The sequence below is a fragment of the Daejeonella sp. AP26 genome (genome assembly GCF_056680515.1).
Genome location: NZ_CM155286.1, coordinates 2,854,215 through 2,874,583, shown reverse-complemented (window position 1 = coordinate 2,874,583; position 20,369 = coordinate 2,854,215). Strand labels below are relative to the sequence as shown.

Here is a 20,369-nt window from a genome sequence, read left to right as displayed (position 1 = left end):
ACAGCCGGTCATCTTAGAACTTAGATAAAATTGATTTTTTATCACCAACCCGGATTCTGCACCATCAGATCATCTGAATTTACATCATTCGAAGGGATTGGAAACAGATAATGTCTTTTTTGGAATACCCTGGTTTCAAAAGGAGTAACCTGTAAAAACTCCGGCAAATTCTGGCTAATGTTTAAGCCATAAATAGGTCCGTTATCTGTTTGCTCGGCTATCTTCCAGCGACGCGTATCAAAGAATCTCACGTTTTCAAACGCAAGCTCAACGCGGCGTTCTTTTCTTATAGCTTCACGAGTAGATTCCTGGTTGGTCAGCGCAGGTAAATCGGCAGAACCATATTGCGGAATACCGGCTCTTTCCCTGATCAGGTTGACATATTTCATAATATCCGGATTTCCAGGCTCTGCTTCATTCAGTGCCTCTGCATAATCTAAGAATACATTAGCTAAACGGTACAGAATAACAGGACGGTTATTTTCTCTCCAGTTACCCAGACCCATCGCTTTGCGAACGGCATAACCTGTTACTGTATAATCATTGCCTCCGGTCGCTTTTCCAGAATTTCCGTTATTGTTAAACTCGGTAATGATATTGCCGTTGTTTCTGTTCAACCACACACTATTATGGTAGGTAATGTTCACATAAAAACGGGGTTCACGATTTACCCATTGGTTATAAGTATCGGTCTGGATCGGGCTTCCCGGAGCCTGGTACATGGTAAAACCATTGTTGACATAGTTTGAAGCAGGATCGTCAATACTCCGGCCATTCGCTGTAAAGAAGGCGTCAACCAGATTCTGGGTAGCACCCAGACCTGCAGAGCCTCTTGACTCTGAATTAGATCCATTATGATAAGGGGTCAGTTCATATTGCCTTCCTTCGATAGAAGACTCGATCCTCGACCAAATGATCTCATCATTAAACCGCTCTAAAAATACGTTGCGGCATGATAAGTAAGGATCAAGAACACCATTTGTATTAACCTGATAAAGGCTGTATTTGGTGGGAACAAGCTGGCTTATAAAGCTTGCGAAAGCGTCTGATGCTCTCTTCCATTTGGCCTGGTCAACGGTTTGGCTAACAAGTTGCTTCCCGTCCTTATTCTTTAAATTTGCCAGGTCTGTATTTCCATTAAATAGTGGACTTGCAGCCAGCATATATGCCTGTGCCCTAAAGGCTAAAGCGGCACCTTTAGTAACCCGACCATAGTTATTATCGTTATGATTTACAGGCAATACCGCTGCTGCGCTTTCCAGTTCAGAAGCGATGTAGTCGATACATTCATCAAAACTGCTTCTTGGCAAACGAATACTTTCAGAAGGGGCATCCGGTTCTATCACATTTTCACCTAACACCACAACCGGTCCGTATATGCGTACCAGGTAAAAATAATAGATCGCCCTTAGGGCCCTGGCCTCGGCTTTATATTGTGCCTTAGTTTCAGGGGTGATATCCTGGCTTACCCTATCAATATTTGCCATAAAGAAACTGGCTGAACGGATACCTTTATAGAAATTTCTCCAGTAGTCGTTTACAAACCCAGAGTTTGCATCCCAGTTACCGATGTTTACGTTATTGGCTTTATTAAAGCCCCATACAAACTCCGCCTCGTCAGAAGCTCCGGTCCATATTCCCGCATTCCGTCCGGTATTAGGGTCTCTCTGGCCAAACTCGTCCGGTACCCAGGCATAGATGTTATTCAGAAATTTTTCTGCGGTAGCCCTGTTTGTAAAAGTTTCATCAAGGGTTAAACGGTCGTTGGGGACCTGATCTAAAAAGTCCTTGTTACAAGAGGTAGCAAATGTTAAGCCTGCTACCATTGCGATATAAATATATTTTTTCATGATTTTCTGGCAAATTAAAATTTAGCGTTCAACCCTAATGATATGGTTCTGTTCAAAGGATATTTAGATCCGTTAGAAGTATTCAATTCAGGATCCCATAATTTGAATTCGCTGAATGTTAACAGGTTAGAGCCAATTAGATAAACGGCGGTATTTTTCAAGTGTAATTTCGATGAGATTCTTTGAGGTAAGTTATAGCTGATCTGGGCATCTTTCAACCTCATGAAGCTTACATCTTTCACCCACCATGTACTGGTCTGGGTATTATTGAAATTTTGATCTTCTCCGTAAGCTAAACGCGGATAAAAAACATCCTGACTAGGGTTTTCTGGAGTCCATCTGTCTGTTACGTTGCTGAAGGCATTACTTAAACCGCCACCGCCATTATAAGGAAAGATTCCGGAACCGTTAACGCTGATATCAGCTCCAGAAATTCCCTGGAATAACGTGCTTATCGAAAATCCTTTATGGGATATGTTAAATCCAAAACCGTAGATCTTGTTGGGAACATCACCACGGCCAATACGGGTCTTGTCGTAATCATTGATCAGGCCATCATTGTTAAGATCCTGATATTTAATATCACCCGGTCTTACTAATTGCTTAGATCCTGGTGTAGCACTCGCGTCGATTTCTGCCTGATTTTCAAACAATTTTTCTGCGACGTATCCATATCGTGAAAGGATGTTATTACCGATATGATCCATCCACGGGAATGGCTGCTGAGGACGATCGTCTTCAACCAATTTATCCTTATTATAGGTAAAATTACCTCTTAAGCCAACGTCAACCTGTCCGACTTTGATGTTATATTCCAATGTAGCATCAAAACCACGGTTATCAACTACACCGAGGTTACCGTAAGGGGAGTTAATTAACCCAATGTAGGATGGGATAGATTGACGCTGTAAAAAGATCCCTGTCCGTCGCTCCTTGAAAATATCCACCATCAGGTAGAGATTGTCATTAAGTGTGCGGATCTCCATACCAAGATCCTGCTTTCTCGATTCTGCCCATCGGATATTTACTCCATAGTCAGAAACATTGACACCACCGGGATTGTTAAAGTTTTTACCCAGCTGATAGCCATCTGCATTATCTGCCACAAGTGTCAGGTACGCAAATCTTCTTCCGTTGATTTTACCAATTCCGGTAATACCGTCAGAATATCTGAATTTCAGGAAGGATATAACATCCTTAACCGGCTCAAAGAATTTTTCATTTGATGGGATCCAGCCTATACCGAAAGCCGGAAATGAACCAAATCGATTTTCAGGTGCAAATAATTCAGATCCGTTATAGCCGAAGTTAACCTCACCAAAGTAGCGATCATCATATGAATAGGTTGCACGCGCGGCTAAGCCTACCTGGCGTTCTGGTATCGAAGAAGTGAAGTTACCTGCAAATGGATCCGTATAATCCTGAGTGTAACCCAATACAAGGCCACCAACACGGTGTTTCCCAAAGGCGCGGTCATAATTTACAGCAGCTTCTGTATAAAAGTTACGGGTACCACCTCTATTTGGGTCAAAATTTAAATAATTACCATTACTGGTGTAGGTCTGCCTTAAATTCAGGGTTCCGTCCGCATTGTAAGGGGAATCTGAGTTTGGAAGGTTTTCGATGAAATAAGTACTTTCTCTTTTTGAACGCTTAATTTGGTTCTGATTGTAAGCATCAAAAGCAACCATCGCAGTGGCCGAAAGGCCTCTTGTCAGATCCTCTAAGTCTTGAGTAAGCCTTAAGTTGGTATATAATTGATTTTTAAACTCGGTACGGTAACCTCGTCTCGTCAAGTCGGCGTAAGGGTTTCTGAACCCACCATTTGATGATCTTCCAGGAATGAAGTTTCCCGGATACATAACCGGATATTCTACCGGAGATACGTCTAATGCTGAGCGAAAGATATCCTCGGTATTCTCTCCCGGATAGTTACCGGATGAAGCGTATCCTTGTATACCCAGATCAAGTTTCGTAGTACCTGTAAGTTTCAGGTTCAGGTTACTGGTAAAGTTGTACCGTTTGAAATCAAGAGAAGAGTTATATTGAGCTAGCTCATCAGTTTTTAAATAGCCAGTTTCATTATAATAAGCCAGTGATACATAGTACTGCGCATTGTCAGAACCACCACCAGCATTTAAATTAGCTCTCCTGTTCCGGCTGGTCTCATTAAATATCTCATCCATCCAATTTACGTTTGGATAAAGTAGCTTATCTTCCCCAGAAGCGGTTTTGCTGATATAATCCTGAGCGTATTTGGGGGTTAGGCCTCTGCCAACGCTTGCCTCATTTGCAAGGTTCATATAGGTAACCCCATCCGCCAGTTCAGGCCTGGTAGTGAAAGAGCTAACTCCTTCATTGTAGTCGAAGTTAATATTTGGCTTACCGATCTTCCCAACTTTTGTTTTGACGATGATCACTCCGTTTGCACCCCGAACCCCGTAAACGGCGGTTCCTGAAGCATCCTTAAGCACGGTAAAAGACTCAATATCTTCCGGGTCAATATTGCCGATAGATCGTTCGACCCCATCAACCAATACTAACGGTGCACTGGAGTTTCCTCCAAATGTAGAAATACCACGTATCCAGATATCTGCCGTGCTTCTGCCTGGCTCACCGCTTCGCTGCACACCAACTACCCCAGCAATTCTGCCGGCCAGTGATTGAGTGACACTTGACACGGGCATCTTTAATTCCTTACCCGTAATGGTTGATTGTGAGCCAATGAGTGATACTTTACGCTGCGTACCGAAACCAACCACTACCACCTCTTCCAGGGCGCTGCTGTTTGGTGTAAGTTGCACTGCGATATTGTTTTGATCTCCTACAAGGATCTCTTTAGCGTCATAACCTAAATAGGTAAAGATCAGCACTGACTCAGACGAAGGAACCGTGATGCTGAAAGCTCCGTTCAGGTCAGTTGCGGCAGCAGTCAGGGAACCTTTAACTTTGATGCCAACACCCGGAAGGGTAAGGCCATTTTCATCTTTTACAATACCTCGTACTACAATTTCTGCTCGCTGAGTCTGTAGCGATAGCATGGCAGTAGCTGAAGAGCCCGTTTCAATGTTAATGACATTTCCAAAACTTGGAAATGCACTAAGATTTAGGGCTAGAAGACAACCTAAGCCATAGGTCGCCCCATTTTTAACCAATTTAACATTGGTTAATCGGGTAAATCTTTTGTTCATAGTTTTTCTGGTTGGTTTATTAGATTAGTTATTAGAGGGAATTACAGGTATAGCATTCTTTATTTTTTATTTTTCCAATGTTCTTCCAGAGCCTTAATGAAATAGCCCCCTACCACGCTTCTGGCCCTGAAGTTCATGACTTCGCCATCCAGTGTTTCATGCCAGTCGCTCAAAGGCACTCTTGATTTGCTGTCTGTAGTAAACCGGTGAATTGGCTTAACAAATGCTTCAAATTCTTTCTGACTATCACTTAGAGTTGCACTCCAGAGTGTCCAGTCGGACTTTGTATAAGTTTTTCGGCTATCAAGGGGCAGTCCGAATGCATTTTGTTTACCCAGATAGTATTTGATTTCTTTTTCATAAACCGCTTTCGGAAACAGGTCTAGTTCTAATAATTTATCCCAAACCAGGTTGTATTTCTGACTCCAGGTATTTTTATCATCAAAGGTTAATGCGTAATGGTCACCGGCATCTGCAAGGCTCATCCATTTGACGGCCATGTCTTTGGCTGCCGCTGTATAGAACTTTGCATCTTCTGCCTTACCCAGACGTTGGGCAAGCTGTCCGTAAGCCCCCAGGGCAACAATTGCCTTCACAGACAAGTTGGCATTGCGTGCCAGGTGGCCGGCAAAGTCATCAGTACATAACTGGTTTGCCGGATCAAGGCCTTCCTTTAGTAAATATTTTGCCCATACGGTTAAAGTAGCCCAATGTGTTTCGGAGTAGGCTGCATTCCCTTCTGCCCGTGCAATGGCAGCTGCCAGAATGATCATGTTCCCGGCTTCTTCAACGGGCATGTCTTCGCCATAGGTTTGGCCATTTGCCTGGGGATAAGTGCCAAGATCATGTGCGGGAAATGGTTTTTTCCATTTTCCACTTTCCGAGTAATAGAAAATACCGTTCATCATGCCTTTCAAGAGCTCCGGATTATAAATAAGGTATTGCGGCGCTGAAGGATAAGTCAGGTCAACCGTATTAACCGACCCATTACTGAAGTTTTCTTTTGACAAGAATAGAAGCGCGCCATTTGGAGCATATACAATTTTATGGGCCGCAATACTCTGGCGGTAGGCCAGCTTGCAGAGATCAGCATAATCTTTGCCCCCGGCTTTTAACGCATCATCATATAATTGCTTATCGAATTGAGCACATGCTACAGCGAGTTTCTGATACTCGCGGTCAGAAAGGCTCAGCAGCTCTTCAAAGCTCTCGTATTTGGATTTCCAAAGCGGCTTAAGGTTCTCTCCAAAATATTGTATTGGGTTGATATCATCATAGCCGAGCATCAGGTACTTCTCTACCTTTGTGGCTTCAACTTTGCCGAATGGTATTACGCTTTCAAGGTTAAGATTCTGTGCATTTAAAACCTCCGCAGGCTTGTTATTCTTAGTGGCTGTGCCTCCTAAATATGTCTCTCTCTTAGTTGAGATGGATTGTTTCGCATTGAATCGCGAAGGAACTGCCACGTATAAATACCCCCAGTCAATCCGTACATCGTCACCCGTTTTTTGTAGTATCGGTTGTTCCACCGTTCCGGTTTTTAGAATTGAAAGGCCCCCTGTTTGTTTCTTCCACGCCGAGACTGGCTGAACGGTCTGATTTACCGCCAGGTTAGATGATGCACTAAAATAAAGCTCGACATCATGAGCCTTGCCATCCGCCGATTGCGCTGTATAGCTGATATAGCCTACCGGCCGGGCTGTCAGTTCGATATCATTTAAAAGCAGGGGTGATGTGAAAGTGACATCGAGGTTAACTGGTCCGCATTGAAACTTGTAAAAAGTTCGCGTTGCCTGGACACTCACATTTAATTGTTTGGCCTGCAAAGCCTGGTTCGTTTGCGGTACATCCTCAACTATCCCTGCATCTATATGACGCCCTCCTGCTGTGTTCTTGCAGTGAATCGAAAGTATATTGTTGCCTTTTTTCAGCAGGTTGTCCTTTATAGGGATGTAGATGTATTCGTGAACCCAACCCACTTTTTCATAGATCATGGTGCCGTTCAGATAGACCTTCACATTATCATCATGATTAAGTTTCAGAAACTTCTTGCTGGCTGACAGTTTGTTTACGGTAAATGACCGCCGAATGAAAATTTCCTCTGTCTCCCACCTGGTTCTCGCCTTTTGGTCATCTCCTAAAGGTGCTGTACTTTGTTTCCATTTGCTGTCGTCAAACGGAAACGCCTGCCAGTTGCCCACCGGTGAAGTCAGGGTGTATTTTACCTGGTGATCTTTTTCATCGGAAGCCGGGAGCACTGTTTTGTAGCTGCTTTCTGGCTTGCCAAGAAAACGATATAGTTTATCATCTACTTTCAATATTCCAACAAGGGATTGGTCTTTCCCGGTCCAATGCCTGGTTGATGATGCGTTCAAATCATCATCAAATGACCATAAGCTAAAATAAGTGTCATGAGTTAGCAGCGGGTAGGCAGGTACCTTGTCCTGACTGAAGCTCATCGTTGCACAGAAGAAGAAGAAAATGGCGGATAACAGGATCTTTGGCTTTCTCATTTTTGGTTAATTCTGATGTCAAACATTTAAACCGTTAACTAACTGTAAAACACAGCAGACCATCACCACGCTCATGCCAGCAAAATGGTGGTTTACAGTATTTTAATAAATTAATTGAACGCTAAGCGGTGATTGGTTGGTTAGACTAAAACGTTTTAGCAAAGTCAATGATAACCAAGTTTCAGCAGATTAAAAAAGTATTTTAATTAAGTTTAAGGTAACAAAGACGTTACATATCTGTGCTCTTTACCGTTAAAAGTAAAATGTGACAAGTCCAGCGCAATAGAATACATGTCTGATATCGCAGAAATTATGTTTTTATCTGTTTGCAGGATAAAGTTATTGCTTGGGAAGCTGTTTCAAAGAGTACTTTGGATCCTAGACTAAATCAATTTAGCAAATCTTGCTATTTGCCACAATGTGAAAGATCACGCATCCGCCGGAATCCATGTTTAGACCCCAAGGGCTTTAATTCGAACGGTCACGGTAAGCAAGGGGGGTGATATTATTTCGTTATTGAATTTTTAGACACAGAACACCTTCACCGGTACACTGTCGTTGGGAAGCATAAACATTCACGAGCTTGAAAGGAATGTACTCTCTGGAAAAAGATGTTTGATCCCCCTGCCTCAACGACAACTATAGAATTCTAAGCTGATGACGAAAATGTACTTTATTAAGTCTGAAATTCCGATCTGTTATTTAATCTGTTTGATCTTCCGAACCTACTCGTCCTAAGTGTCTCATGATTGATTCATTTGTTCTCTACTATTTGTTAAGGCATACTAGTAGTATTCTTGTAGATTCTTCTTAGCAGACTACTAGAAAACTACTAGGAAGCTACTAGCAAACTACTAGGAAACCCGACTTGGGACCGACTCAGATTAAGCGACAAATCATCGGATGTAGAGAATCCGTAAAACGGTTTGTAAAATGAACTCTGGAGAGTGAAAAATGACCGGAACTTAAAGAGTTTAAAGTCGCCCGCCCCGGTTGATTTTATATGCTTTAGGTCTTTCGGAGATTTCTATTTTTACTTTGGTTTATACAGCGGAATGAGCGAAATAGACATGGGGTAAGTCACCATCAGGCGCTTAGAAACCTGTGTCCGGCACCGCCGATAATTGCAGCTGGTGTAAAGCGCTTAAGGGATTCGCTTTAAAGCTTCATCTTAAGAAAGCCGTGGATTTAATGCGATAGGATCCCATTCAGAAAACAGGCTTAGCAGATCCTCGACCGGGATATTACAAATCAGCTATCTTGAGCAGGATCGTTTTAGTTGCGCCGGTATTTTTTTCTACATATTTCCTCGCTTTAACACCGCTTTCTGCTCTGTAGCGCTCGTCTTTTCCGAGTTTTTTAAATATATCATTCAGATCCTCTTCATCCCTGATGGGAAAAGCAGCTCCAATTTCAATGAGGTCTTTAGCTTCCTGAAATTTATGATAGTTAGGTCCAAAGATTACAGGCCTGCCAAAGGCGGCAGCCTCCAGCGTATTATGAATTCCTGCACCAAAGCCTCCTCCTATGAAAGCGATGTTGCCGTATTGATACAGGGACGAAAGCATGCCGATGTTGTCAATGATCAGCGTTTGAGTTGATGAGACAGACTCATTAAGGTCAGAAAATCTGATACTATCTTTAAATAGTTCTTCGATTTCTTTTATCCGGGTCTCGCCAATTTCATGAGGTGCAATAATGAACTTCCAATCAGGATATTGGTTGACTAAAGTTGAAAGAAGTCGTTCATCAGGCAGCCAGGTACTTCCGGCAAGAAAAACAGGGCGGTTGCCACAGAATACATTTATTCCGGGTATCTGTTTAGGGTTTTGGGCATTTTCATACACCCGGTCAAAACGGGTATCGCCAGTAACCATTACATTTTTGATGCTTATACCCTCCAATAGCTGTTTACTATCGCCGTTCTGAACGAAGAAATAAGTTACGCATTCAAGCATCCGGCGGTGTAAACTTCCATACCATCTAAAAAAGGGCTGGCTTTCTCGAAAAATTCCCGATATAACGTAGAGGGGGATTTTTCTTTGTTTCAACTTCGAGAAATAATGAAACCAATATTCATACTTCGTAAAAATGGCAACATTTGGATTTACCAGCTCTATAAACCTTTCAGCATTTTCTTTTGTATCGGCAGGGAGGTAAAAAATATGATCGGCAAGCTGGGAGTTTTTTCTAACTTCATATCCCGATGGAGAAAAAAAGGTTATCAATATTCGTTTCTCCGGATACTGCAGTCGCATGCCTTCAAGTACAGGGCGTCCCTGCTCAAATTCTCCAAGGGAAGCGAAATGAAACCAAATATGCTGACTGCCCGGAAGAATTTGGTCTTGTATTTGTTCAAAGATGTTTTGTCTTCCCTGGATCCATGCTTTTGCTTTAGAACTTTTCAGAGAGGCAAATTTTACAAACAGAGTGTAAAGCCGGATACCAAGATTGTATAGAAAAAGCATTCGAATTCTTATATTCGGCCAAGTTAAACTTTAATACTTCAATTTTAATTTACCTAAAAGTGAAAACCGCATCAGTATGCGGTCTGACATCAAAAAACAAAATAGATACAAATGAAAATAGCTGTTATCGGTACCGGATACGTAGGTTTAGTAACGGGGACATGTCTTGCTGAAACTGGCAACGTCGTGACCTGCGTTGATATTAATGAAGAGAAAGTTCAAATGATGCGGGACGGAAAAGTTCCCATTTATGAGCCAGGATTGGATATCTTGTTTCACCGGAATATTGAGCAGGACCGACTAAAATTTACTACAGATCTGGCGGAAGCTATAAGCGACGCTAAAATAATTTTTCTGGCCCTGCCAACTCCTCCGGGAGAGAACGGCGCTGCAGATCTAAGTTATGTACTGGGTGCATCGAAAGATATAGCCAAGTTGATTACAGAATATAAGGTGATCATCACTAAATCAACAGTTCCGGTTGGTACTGCTGACAAAGTTGTCAAAGTTTTCAAAGAAAATACGTCCGTTGAAGTAGATGTGGTATCTAATCCGGAATTCTTAAGAGAAGGGGTGGCGGTAGATGATTTTATGAAGCCCGACCGCGTTGTGGTTGGAACCAGCAGTGAAAGAGCTCAAAAGCTAATATCGGAGCTTTATGGACCCTATGTCCGTCAGGGTAACCCGATCATTTACATGGATGAACGTTCGTCCGAATTGACGAAATACGCCGCTAATTCATTCCTTGCAACCAAAATTTCATTCATGAATGAGATTGCGAACCTGTGTGAGTTGGTGAACGCAGATGTCGATTCGGTACGGAAAGGTATAGGAGCTGATGAGCGCATTGGTAAGCGTTTTCTATTTCCGGGTGTTGGATATGGAGGAAGCTGCTTCCCGAAGGATGTTCAGGCGCTGGCTATGTCAGCCGACGAGCATGAATATGATTTTAAGATCCTGAATGCTGTGATGGATGTCAACGAAATTCAGAAGAAAGTATTGGTTGAAAAAATGCGTAAATACTACAATGGTGATCTTGCCGGCAAAAAGTTCGCTTTATGGGGTTTAGCTTTTAAACCTGCCACTGATGATATTCGCGAAGCACCCGCTTTGTATATAATCGAGGAGTTGTTAAAAGATGGCGCCGAGGTAGTTGCCTTTGATCCGGAAGCAATGGATAATGTTAAAAAAGTAGTAGGTGATAAGATCCAGTATGCCTCCAACCAATATGAAGCCTTGCAAGATGCAGATGCGTTGATAATCGTAACCGAATGGTCGGTATTCCGTACACCTGATTTTGACCAGATTGATAAGGCGTTGAAGCAAAAAGTAGTTTTTGATGGACGTAATCTGTATGACCTGCAGAAAATGATTGACTGTGGGTATTATTACAACAGCATCGGTAGAAAAGTAATCACTACTTCCACGGAACAGCCTATATTTGCGAACGGTGTTGAAAAATAACGTAATTGTTGTTACCTGCACTGTCGTATAAATATCTTAAGAAAGATGTACATCCGCGAGCTATATTCGCAGGTGTACATTTTTTGCCTTTAAACAACGTTCATTTTAATGAAAGACCAAAAACGAATTTTAATAACCGGAGCAGCCGGTTTCTTAGGCTCCCATTTATGCGACCGGTTTATTAGTGAGGGTTTCCATGTAATAGGCATGGATAATCTAATCACCGGCGATCTGCGGAATATCGAACATCTTTTTAAACTTGAGAACTTCGAGTTTTATAATCATGATGTTTCGAAATTTGTGTATGTACCTGGTAATCTTGATTACATCCTGCACTTTGCCTCGCCGGCAAGTCCGATAGATTACCTTAAAATTCCTATCCAAACCCTTAAAGTGGGATCGTTAGGAATCCATAACTTGTTAGGTCTGGCAAGAGCCAAGAATTCGAGACTACTGATTGCCTCAACATCTGAGGTATATGGGGATCCGACCGTCAATCCACAGCCTGAAGAATACTGGGGTAATGTTAATCCTGTTGGTCCAAGAGGCGTGTACGATGAAGCGAAACGTTTCCAGGAAGCAATCACGATGGCTTACCATACTTTTCATGGATTGGAGACCCGTATCATCAGGATCTTCAATACCTATGGCCCGCGAATGCGTTTGAACGATGGAAGAGTTTTACCTGCATTTATCGGACAAGCGTTAAGAGGAGAGGACCTGACCGTTTTTGGTGATGGAACTCAAACCCGTTCATTCTGTTATGTGGATGATTTGGTTGAAGGAATTTATCGCCTTCTGTTCTCTGATTATGCACAACCAGTTAATATTGGCAATCCGGATGAGATAACCATCAGCCAGTTTTGTGAGGAGATTATCAAACTGACCGGCACTGATCAGAAGATCGTATATCATGAACTTCCTACGGATGATCCAAAACAGCGACGTCCGGATATTACAAAGGCGAAAGCGATTTTAGGGTGGGAGCCTAAAGTAAGCAGGGCCGAAGGTTTGAAAATTACATACGAATACTTTAAATCTCTGCCTGAGCACGAAATATTACATAAAGATTTTACTTATTATAATAAATAAATGTCTTCTAAAACGATATTGGTAACAGGTGGCACAGGCTATATTGGTTCTCATACGGTAGTTGAATTGATGAATGCCGGCTATAAGCCTGTTATCGTGGATAACTTCTCAAACTCATCCCCTAAAATCATTGACCAGATTGAGGCCATCACAGGCACCCGTCCCGAATACTTTGATTTAGACTTGTGTGAAGAGAAGCTCACAAATGACTTTGTGAACGAGAATCCGGAGATAAGCGGAGTAATACACTTTGCTGCATTTAAAGCGGTAGGCGAGTCGGTAGAAAAGCCGCTTAAATATTATCATAATAATATTTACTCACTGATTAACTTGCTGGAGGCGTTTAGTTCTAAGTCAGTTAATTTTGTGTTTTCATCTAGCTGTACCGTGTACGGGCAGCCTGATGAACTGCCAGTTACTGAACAGGCGCCGGTGCAAAAGGCTGAGTCGCCTTATGGGAATACCAAGCAGATCGCAGAAGAAATTTTAGCGGAGGTGGCTGCGGTCACTCCGGATTTACGGGTAATCGCCTTGCGGTATTTCAACCCGGTTGGTGCACACAAAACGGCGCTGATTGGTGAATTGCCTATTGGTGTGCCACAAAATCTGGTGCCTTTCATAACGCAGTCGGCAATAGGAAAACGCGGACCACTCACTGTTTATGGCAATGATTATGATACCCCGGATGGAAGTTGTATTCGCGACTATATTCATGTAGTGGATTTGGCTAAAGCACATGTGGCTGCCTTAAAACAAATGGAAAAGGCTGATCAAACAAGTAATTATGATGTTTTCAATATAGGTACTGGTAAGGGAAGCTCGGTATTGGAAGCCATTAAGGCTTTCGAAAGCGCAACAGGCGTTAAGCTGGACTATAAGATAGGCGCACGCCGTCCCGGTGATATTGAAAAGATTTTTGGTGAGGTGACCAAAGCGGAAACCGAGCTTGGCTGGAAAGCCGAGTTGGATCTTAACGAAATGATGCGCTCCTCCTGGGCCTGGGAAAAATATCTTCAGGAAAATCCACTTTAAATAGGTAAGAGACTTAGATTTAAGTCCTGAGAGCGCATACTATATATCACCTTCTATCTTATTATTATTTCTTTAATGTCATCGACTTCAGATAATACTCTAAGTAAAAAAATATTGATCACCGGAGGAGCCGGCTTTATCGGTTCGCATGTGGTGAGACGGTTTGTCACATCCCATCCCGATTATCAGATTGTAAACCTCGATAAATTAACCTACGCGGGTAATCTCTTGAACCTGAAAGACATTGAAAATAAGCCTAACTACCGGTTTATTAAGGGTGATATTGTAGAGGCAGGTTTCATTGATCAGCTTTTTGAAAAAGAAAAATTTGATGCCGTAATTCATTTGGCTGCCGAGTCGCATGTAGACCGCTCTATAAGCAGTCCGCTTGATTTTGTTATGACCAACGTGGTTGGTACAGTCAATCTCCTTAACTCAGCACGACAATATTGGAAAGATGACTATAATACACGTCGCTTCTACCATGTATCAACTGACGAAGTCTATGGCAGTCTGGGAGAGGAAGGAATGTTCACTGAAACAACTGCATATGATCCGCATAGTCCTTACTCTGCATCAAAGGCCAGCTCGGATCATTTTGTAAGAGCTTACCAGGATACTTATGGATTGGATACGGTAATTTCCAACTGTTCGAACAACTACGGTTCCTATCACTTTCCAGAGAAGTTAATTCCTCTGGCAATAAATAATATACAGCAGAATAATCCAATACCGGTTTACGGCAAGGGCGCAAACATTCGCGATTGGTTATGGGTAGAGGATCATGCGAGAGCCATTGACCTGATTTTCCATAAGGCAAAAACCGGTACTACTTATAACATTGGCGGTCATAATGAATGGAAAAACATAGATCTCATTCATCTGCTCTGCAAGATCATGGACCGGAAATTAAGTCGGCCGGAAGGTACTTCAGCAAAATTGATAACTTATGTAACCGATCGTGCAGGTCATGATCTTCGCTACGCTATTGATTCAAGTAAATTACAAAACGAATTAGGATGGGCACCAAGCCTGCAGTTCGAGGAAGGCCTTGAAAAGACGGTTGACTGGTATCTTGAAAACACTGAATGGCTAAACAGTGTTACTTCTGGAAACTATCAAACGTATTACCAGGAGCAATATTCGGAACGATAATGTTCAACATATTTAAGAAGGCCAATAAAGAACCTCAGATCAACTTTTCTCAGCTAGGGGTCGATATGCATTCACATGTCATACCCGGTATAGATGATGGTGCTCAAAACATTGGTCAATCTCTGGCGCTAATTTACGCATATATGGATCTGGGTTTTCGTAAGATCATTACGACGCCTCATATTATGGCCGATTATTACCGTAACACCCCCGAGATTATAAACCGCGGTTTGGATACTTTGCGCGAAGAGCTTCAATTGCAGAATATCAATTTTGAAATAGAAGCCGCGGCAGAGTACTATCTTGATGAGGTTTTTGAAACGAAGCTTGACAAAGGTGATATGTTAACAATGGGTGATGGTTATTTGCTCTTCGAAATCTCATTTGTAAACTACCCTCAAAATCTGATGGATATCATCAGAAAGATTCAGGACAGAGGCTATAAGCCCATTCTTGCCCATCCCGAGCGATATCCATATTTCTTTGAATCTATGGATCACTACCAGCGAATCAGGGAAACCGGATGTTACCTGCAACTGAATACCATCTCCCTCACGGGATATTATGGCAAGTCCTCCCAGAAAGTTGCCGAAGAACTTGTTGATAATATTCTGATTGATTTCATTGGGAGTGATATGCATCATATAAAACATGCTATTGCTTTAAAGAAGTCATTGAGCTTGCCTTATGTAAACAGGCTGCTGACTGATTACCAGTTGCAGAATGTGCTGTTGTAATAACTTAACCAATCAGAGATCCTTATAGTTGTGGCAGCCAGGCATAGCTTGACGCTCCAAAAAGTCGTAGTTCTCGTTAACGGGACTTCGCCTCGTGAAACCGTTCCAATTTGCTGAGCAGGCGAATTAAATCCATCTTTTCAAAGTGGGTAAGGGGCTCGGTCACATTTTTGCTCGCTGCTCTTATTCTTTCCATACTTTCGTTCAGGATTTTAGTTCCTTTGGGGCTTATATGAATCATTCTATTTCTTTTGTCGTCTGTATGTCCGGTTTGCTCTACAAAGCCTCTGCTAATTAGCCTGTTAATTATTTGCATTCCCGCCGACTTATCATGGACATTAAAGCGGATGAGCCCGGTCTTTGTCATGCTTCCAAAAGAGGTAAGCGTAATTAAATAGATGAAATCATCAGGAGTAGAAAACTCAGTGTCGGTAATTACCGCTTTAGCCTGCAGTTTGGCATACCGGTAAAGGTGCACCAGCGAGGTATTGATAATGCTGTCAGCAGAACGCCCCTGCGATTTTCCTTCCCAATCCGGTTCCTCCAGCAGCGGCCTTCCGTTTTTGAGGAAGTGTGCAGTTAACCATTGTCCAAAAGGGTATACATCGGGTCCCTGTTCCGGACATTCTTTTTCATACAAACCCACCAATTCCACCAGGTTTATAATCAGGCTGTAGTACATATCTAAGAAATTACATTTCGCTAAAATAAGCATTAATGGTATATTAATATACTTTATTCTTTAATTTTACCTCTATAATATGCATGGACAGTAATTAATTGGTACTTTTTAACACTAAATGGAATAATATTTGTTGCAGTTAGTACAAAAATATACTAATCATGAAACACTTCAATTTCAACTTGTTTAGAAAACCTGCGATAGCACTGGCTATGTTCGAAACCTTATTATTGGGCTCTTGTAAAGACGATGACGACGAGATGGTAGCCAGCCAGACCGTGGCTGAAATAGTCATCGCAGACAACAACTTTTCTCTCCTTGAGACAGCAATTGCCCACGCTGGACTAACTACCGTGTTAAGCGGAGACGGACCCTTTACTGTTTTTGCGCCTGACAACAACGCGTTTATCGCAGCTGGATTTGATACTGACGATAAAATCAAGGCAGTGCCCGCGGAAACGTTAAAGAACATCCTGCTTTACCATGTGCTAAGTCAACGAGTTCCTTCTTCCGGAATTACCGCTGCAAGTAATACTCCTGTCCCATCAGCAGCAGGTCCCGATGTTTTCATTACCAAGAAATCTTCCGGAGTATTTGTGAACGGCGCAACTGTAACGAAGGCGGATGTGATGGCCCGCAACGGAGTTATACATGTTATCAATGCGGTTTTGATGCCTCCGATGACAAACCTTGTTGAAGTTGCGCAAGCTAACCCGAGTTTCAGCTATTTGGTTGCAGCAGTTTTAAGGGCAAGCCAGGGTAACACGAATATCGCCCAAGTATTATCAGGAGCCGGACCGTTTACGGTTTTTGCTCCAACAAACCAGGCTTTTATAAGCGCTGGTTTTCCAACTATCGCATCTATTCAGGCAGCCGACCCGGCAGCATTAACCGGCATATTAACTTATCACGTAATCGCTGGCCGCGTGTTCTCAAGCGATCTGGAGGAAGGTGCTAAGCCAGCCACAGTAAATGGAGCTACCGTAAGCATCACAGTGGCCGGTGGCGCTAAAGTAAAAGGCAACAAAAATACAACAACATCAGTAATTACCGCAGCAAACATCGTGACCACTAACGGCGTAATTCACGTTATCGATCAAGTGCTATTGCCTTAAATTAAAGTATAATAAGATTGGGTTACTATGTACAGTAGATGCAGGAAACGGTTTGCCACTTCTCTCTAATAGGATTTCTTGCCGGTGCACATTGAATACGTGCACCGGCTCTATTGTCGGTAATCATCAATTTTCCCTTCTTATATTTGTCATTCCACCCAGCCGACTGAAAGCTAGTTTTATCGCTCTTCATGAAAATGAATAGAAACCTGAAATAAATAACGGTAATAATAGCCTCATAAACATAGACAGATTAAACTGTTTGATCTAATATCAGTTTAAGTATTTAATCCTCACCGGACACGGAAGAAAATATTTAAGCGGAAATCCCTTGTGAAACTACTTTATCAGTTGTAGCTCGCTGTCGTCTGATGTTTCAGTTTCTTTATTGCTGTTTAAAACACAGATCACCACACCGATTATAATTAAAACAGTTCCGACAATGAGATTAAAAGTTAGTTGCTCTCCAAAGATTACTACACTAACTGCAACCGCAACTATCGGTTCGAATGCGCCTAATATTGAAGTTTTGGTTGAACCAATATATTTAATGGCATAGATTAACGTCGCGAGTGAAAAAACGGTTGGAATCAGCGCAAATAAAATTAATGTTGAGAACACTTCCATACTTTGGATTGCAAAATCTCCGCCGGTGAAAACAATTTTCAGCCCATAGTATAATGAGGAAAACAAAAGCGAATAGAAGGCTAATGTTAATCCGGTGACACTGATTTTTTTAACACTTACTATAACCAGATATAACGCGTAAAACAATGCGCTTAAGAGGCAGACAATAAGTCCCAGAGCATTGAAGTCAAATTGCGTGTTCTTAACGCTTAAAACAACGACTCCAATAAACGATAGCACCAGGGATATCCTTATTGTTTTGGTTAACTTTTCCTTAAAGAAACAAAACATGATTGTGGCTACAATTATCGGGAAAGCATATAGAATAGTTGACGCGATACCCGGCGAAGTAAGATCGTATCCAATCAACAAGAACTCTGTAGACAAAGCATAAAAAGTACCCAGGATTACCAATAGCAATAATTCATTCTTTTTTATTTTTAGCTCCTGCTTTGAAGAAATCAGATAAACCAGTAAAAATAGAGCTGCGATTAAAAAACGATAAAATAAACTTGTGTCTGTTGAATAGTTAAGCTTTTTAAGCGGTAAAATAAACAGTGGAATAAATCCATAGAAAATTGCGGAAAAAATTGCTGCTAAATATCCTTTGACTTTTGTATTAAACATTAATGTTAGTTGTGAGACTCAGAAACAAAAGCTCAAAGTTAAATTTTTCGTTAACCTACATCGCATTAGGTTAAACCTTTTGACGAAAGTGACGCCTGGAAGACGAGATTCGAACCTGGCGTTTATATTTCAAGCCAGCCCTCGTTATGCCTGCCGCATCAACCGTTTGTAGGTGCTAATCAATAGTCTCTGCGAACAGCCAAGCCTGTACATGAGGTAGATAAAAAAGAAAACCCCTTGCGTTTTGTAAATACCATTTACCAGGTATTTGCGTGCGGATGTAATGACTGGCTTTTGAATAACGGTAAATTTCGCTACCGCCTTTATTCGTTTAATAATTTCCTGGTCTTCCAGTACCTCATGCTTTTCGCAAAAGCCTCCGGATTGTTTAAATATCCTTGTGTCGATAAACAGACTTTGATCGCCAAATCGGAATGAGTTTAAATTGAAGCGGGTAAACCAGCAGTTGGCCTTTAAAAACCAATGCTTATGGTCAAAGGAGAGGGTGAAACAACCAGCACCAATACCTTTTTTATGGGCATCTGCTATTCGAATTGCGAAGTCAGCCGGAGGAAGTGTGTCTGCATGTAAGAAATAAAGGATGTGTGTTTTGGCGAATGAAGCTCCATAGTTCATTTGAGCGGACCGGCCTTTTCTTCCAGAAACCACTACCTGGTCGGCACCTGCTTTTTCTGCTTCCTGCACCGTGAGGTCGGAGCTACCACCATCGCAAACAATAATTTCTGTAGGAAGATTAGCGGTTTCAACTCGCCGCAAGTAACGAATAGTGTCTGCGAGATGAACCTGTTCATTTAACGTTGGGATGACTATACTTATCAAAACACGAGCAGGTTATAACTAGGAAACTACTCAGCATACTTTTCAACCCCCGCTGCGGGTTTCCAGTTGGAGCCTGGCTCAAAGTAATCCCACAGGAGCGCAGATAAATTAGTAATCAGGCGATAGCCTTCATTGTTTTGATTCCAGCTGGTATCTTTTTGATTTTTGGTGGCAATACAGAAAACGTAATCACCGTGGGGTGCATTCACTAAAACCACTTCTGACCGGGCCTCATCAACAGCCCCCGATTTCGAAGCTACCTGCACGTAAGGAGGGATCTGTGATAATGCCTGCCCATCATAGTAAATGCGAATCAGGTTGCGGTACATGCGCTCGCTGGCAGCCGGACTTATGGCTTTGCCTTCCCTGATCAAAGTCAGCAGCCGGGCCATCTCCCTTGGAGTAGTTTGACCCCAGCCATACACTTCCCAGTTGGGGCGCCTGCCCGGGGTGCGGGAGTTGAGCCTGGTGTGTTCAAAGCCCATACTATCCAGCCAGCGGTTAATATTCTCACTGCCGGCTAGTTTTTGCAACCATAAGCTGCCGGTATTATCACTTGTGGTAATGCTTAGCATCTGCACCTTACTTAGGCGGATCTTTTCGCCCTCTTTGAAGGAGCCGATAATATCTTCGCCCGCATAAAACAAGCTGTCACAATAGGTCAGCTCCTGGTTGTAATTCAAGTTCCCCTTTTCGATCTCATTAAACACGCCGCACATAATTGGTACTTTGATCATGCTGGCCGTTGGAAAAAGGGTATCTGCATTTATGGAAGCTGTTCTACCGGTCTTCAGGTTTTTAACAAAAATACCCACGTCTCCATTGAATCCTTTTACAAGGTGCTCAAGCTTTGCTGTAAGCTTTTTATCCACCGATTGCGCAAATACCGGCGAAAGGGCGAGTAGGAGGAAGGTTAACAAGAAAAGTTTCTTCATGGGATCAGGTTTTACCGCTACAAAGTAATTAAATGATATTA

At 42.3% G+C, this 20,369-nt stretch carries 14 protein-coding genes; 6 read left to right on the top strand and 8 right to left on the bottom strand.

Features of this window, described 5'->3' with window-relative positions; translation table 11 throughout:
• Window positions 1–41: 41 nt before the first annotated feature.
• The 4 genes from AC1MCB_RS12240 to AC1MCB_RS12225 all read right to left on the bottom strand — a co-directional run bounded on the left by AC1MCB_RS12240 (window position 42) and on the right by AC1MCB_RS12225 (window position 10,022).
• The gene (locus AC1MCB_RS12240) at window positions 42–1,850 is read right to left on the bottom strand and encodes a RagB/SusD family nutrient uptake outer membrane protein (protein ID WP_479965007.1); all 1,809 of its coding nucleotides are present in this window, start codon (window positions 1,848–1,850) and stop codon (window positions 42–44) included.
• 14 nt (window positions 1,851–1,864) lie between these two features.
• Window positions 1,865–5,041 (bottom strand): SusC/RagA family TonB-linked outer membrane protein, encoded by a 3,177-nt coding sequence (locus AC1MCB_RS12235; RefSeq protein WP_479965006.1) that lies wholly within the window; start codon window positions 5,039–5,041, stop codon window positions 1,865–1,867.
• Window positions 5,042–5,100: 59 nt separating this feature from the next.
• Window positions 5,101–7,554 carry a glutaminase family protein gene (locus AC1MCB_RS12230; protein ID WP_479965005.1) on the bottom strand — a complete coding sequence of 818 codons (2,454 nt, stop codon included), beginning with the start codon at window positions 7,552–7,554 and terminating at the stop codon, window positions 5,101–5,103.
• A 1,244-nt stretch (window positions 7,555–8,798) separates the two neighbouring features.
• Complete coding sequence (locus tag AC1MCB_RS12225; protein ID WP_479965004.1) at window positions 8,799–10,022, bottom strand: 3-deoxy-D-manno-octulosonic acid transferase; 1,224 nt, start codon at window positions 10,020–10,022, stop codon at window positions 8,799–8,801.
• A 111-nt stretch (window positions 10,023–10,133) separates the two neighbouring features.
• On the opposite strand from AC1MCB_RS12225, the gene AC1MCB_RS12220 reads away from it, so the two are divergent.
• The 5 genes from AC1MCB_RS12220 to AC1MCB_RS12200 all read left to right on the top strand — a co-directional run bounded on the left by AC1MCB_RS12220 (window position 10,134) and on the right by AC1MCB_RS12200 (window position 15,502).
• Window positions 10,134–11,486, top strand: coding sequence for a UDP-glucose dehydrogenase family protein (locus tag AC1MCB_RS12220; protein ID WP_479965003.1), 1,353 nt, complete (start codon window positions 10,134–10,136; stop codon window positions 11,484–11,486).
• 108 nt (window positions 11,487–11,594) lie between these two features.
• On the top strand, window positions 11,595–12,578 hold the full coding sequence (locus tag AC1MCB_RS12215) for a UDP-glucuronic acid decarboxylase family protein (protein WP_479965002.1): 984 nt from the start codon (window positions 11,595–11,597) through the stop codon (window positions 12,576–12,578).
• The gene (galE, locus tag AC1MCB_RS12210; RefSeq protein WP_479965001.1) at window positions 12,579–13,610 is read left to right on the top strand and encodes a UDP-glucose 4-epimerase GalE; all 1,032 of its coding nucleotides are present in this window, start codon (window positions 12,579–12,581) and stop codon (window positions 13,608–13,610) included.
• Window positions 13,611–13,685: 75 nt separating this feature from the next.
• Window positions 13,686–14,765, top strand: coding sequence for a dTDP-glucose 4,6-dehydratase (gene rfbB / locus AC1MCB_RS12205; protein ID WP_479965000.1), 1,080 nt, complete (start codon window positions 13,686–13,688; stop codon window positions 14,763–14,765).
• On the top strand, window positions 14,765–15,502 hold the full coding sequence (locus tag AC1MCB_RS12200) for a tyrosine-protein phosphatase (RefSeq protein WP_479964999.1): 738 nt from the start codon (window positions 14,765–14,767) through the stop codon (window positions 15,500–15,502). Before rfbB ends, AC1MCB_RS12200 begins: the two co-directional genes overlap by 1 nt.
• Window positions 15,503–15,578: 76 nt before the next feature.
• On the opposite strand, the gene AC1MCB_RS12195 is transcribed toward AC1MCB_RS12200, so the two are convergent.
• Window positions 15,579–16,217 (bottom strand): MarR family winged helix-turn-helix transcriptional regulator, encoded by a 639-nt coding sequence (locus AC1MCB_RS12195; RefSeq protein ID WP_479964998.1) that lies wholly within the window; start codon window positions 16,215–16,217, stop codon window positions 15,579–15,581.
• A 128-nt stretch (window positions 16,218–16,345) separates the two neighbouring features.
• Between AC1MCB_RS12195 and AC1MCB_RS12190 the strand changes: the two genes are divergently transcribed.
• Window positions 16,346–17,299, top strand: a complete 954-nt coding sequence (locus tag AC1MCB_RS12190; RefSeq protein ID WP_479964997.1) for a fasciclin domain-containing protein — start codon at window positions 16,346–16,348, stop codon at window positions 17,297–17,299.
• Between the two features lie 339 nt (window positions 17,300–17,638).
• Here the strand turns inward: AC1MCB_RS12190 and AC1MCB_RS12185 are convergent, their stop codons facing one another.
• The 3 genes from AC1MCB_RS12185 to AC1MCB_RS12175 all read right to left on the bottom strand — a co-directional run bounded on the left by AC1MCB_RS12185 (window position 17,639) and on the right by AC1MCB_RS12175 (window position 20,328).
• Complete coding sequence (locus tag AC1MCB_RS12185) at window positions 17,639–18,553, bottom strand: DMT family transporter (RefSeq protein ID WP_479964996.1); 915 nt, start codon at window positions 18,551–18,553, stop codon at window positions 17,639–17,641.
• A 144-nt stretch (window positions 18,554–18,697) separates the two neighbouring features.
• Window positions 18,698–19,393, bottom strand: a complete 696-nt coding sequence (locus AC1MCB_RS12180) for a TIGR04283 family arsenosugar biosynthesis glycosyltransferase (protein WP_479964995.1) — start codon at window positions 19,391–19,393, stop codon at window positions 18,698–18,700.
• 26 nt (window positions 19,394–19,419) lie between these two features.
• On the bottom strand, window positions 19,420–20,328 hold the full coding sequence (locus AC1MCB_RS12175) for a serine hydrolase (protein ID WP_479964994.1): 909 nt from the start codon (window positions 20,326–20,328) through the stop codon (window positions 19,420–19,422).
• Window positions 20,329–20,369 lie beyond the last annotated feature (41 nt).

What these genes read in the sequence shown, in the direction of transcription:
- AC1MCB_RS12240 (WP_479965007.1), bottom strand. Translation starts at nt 1,850, where the DNA reads ATGAAAAAATATATTTATATCGCAATGGTAGCAGGCTTAACATTTGCT.
- AC1MCB_RS12235 (WP_479965006.1), bottom strand. Translation starts at nt 5,041, where the DNA reads ATGAACAAAAGATTTACCCGATTAACCAATGTTAAATTGGTTAAAAAT.
- AC1MCB_RS12230 (WP_479965005.1), bottom strand. Translation starts at nt 7,554, where the DNA reads ATGAGAAAGCCAAAGATCCTGTTATCCGCCATTTTCTTCTTCTTCTGT.
- AC1MCB_RS12225 (WP_479965004.1), bottom strand. Translation starts at nt 10,022, where the DNA reads ATGCTTTTTCTATACAATCTTGGTATCCGGCTTTACACTCTGTTTGTA.
- AC1MCB_RS12220 (WP_479965003.1), top strand. Translation starts at nt 10,134, where the DNA reads ATGAAAATAGCTGTTATCGGTACCGGATACGTAGGTTTAGTAACGGGG.
- AC1MCB_RS12215 (WP_479965002.1), top strand. Translation starts at nt 11,595, where the DNA reads ATGAAAGACCAAAAACGAATTTTAATAACCGGAGCAGCCGGTTTCTTA.
- galE (WP_479965001.1), top strand. Translation starts at nt 12,579, where the DNA reads ATGTCTTCTAAAACGATATTGGTAACAGGTGGCACAGGCTATATTGGT.
- rfbB (WP_479965000.1), top strand. Translation starts at nt 13,686, where the DNA reads ATGTCATCGACTTCAGATAATACTCTAAGTAAAAAAATATTGATCACC.
- AC1MCB_RS12200 (WP_479964999.1), top strand. Translation starts at nt 14,765, where the DNA reads ATGTTCAACATATTTAAGAAGGCCAATAAAGAACCTCAGATCAACTTT.
- AC1MCB_RS12195 (WP_479964998.1), bottom strand. Translation starts at nt 16,217, where the DNA reads ATGCTTATTTTAGCGAAATGTAATTTCTTAGATATGTACTACAGCCTG.
- AC1MCB_RS12190 (WP_479964997.1), top strand. Translation starts at nt 16,346, where the DNA reads ATGAAACACTTCAATTTCAACTTGTTTAGAAAACCTGCGATAGCACTG.
- AC1MCB_RS12185 (WP_479964996.1), bottom strand. Translation starts at nt 18,553, where the DNA reads ATGTTTAATACAAAAGTCAAAGGATATTTAGCAGCAATTTTTTCCGCA.
- AC1MCB_RS12175 (WP_479964994.1), bottom strand. Translation starts at nt 20,328, where the DNA reads ATGAAGAAACTTTTCTTGTTAACCTTCCTCCTACTCGCCCTTTCGCCG.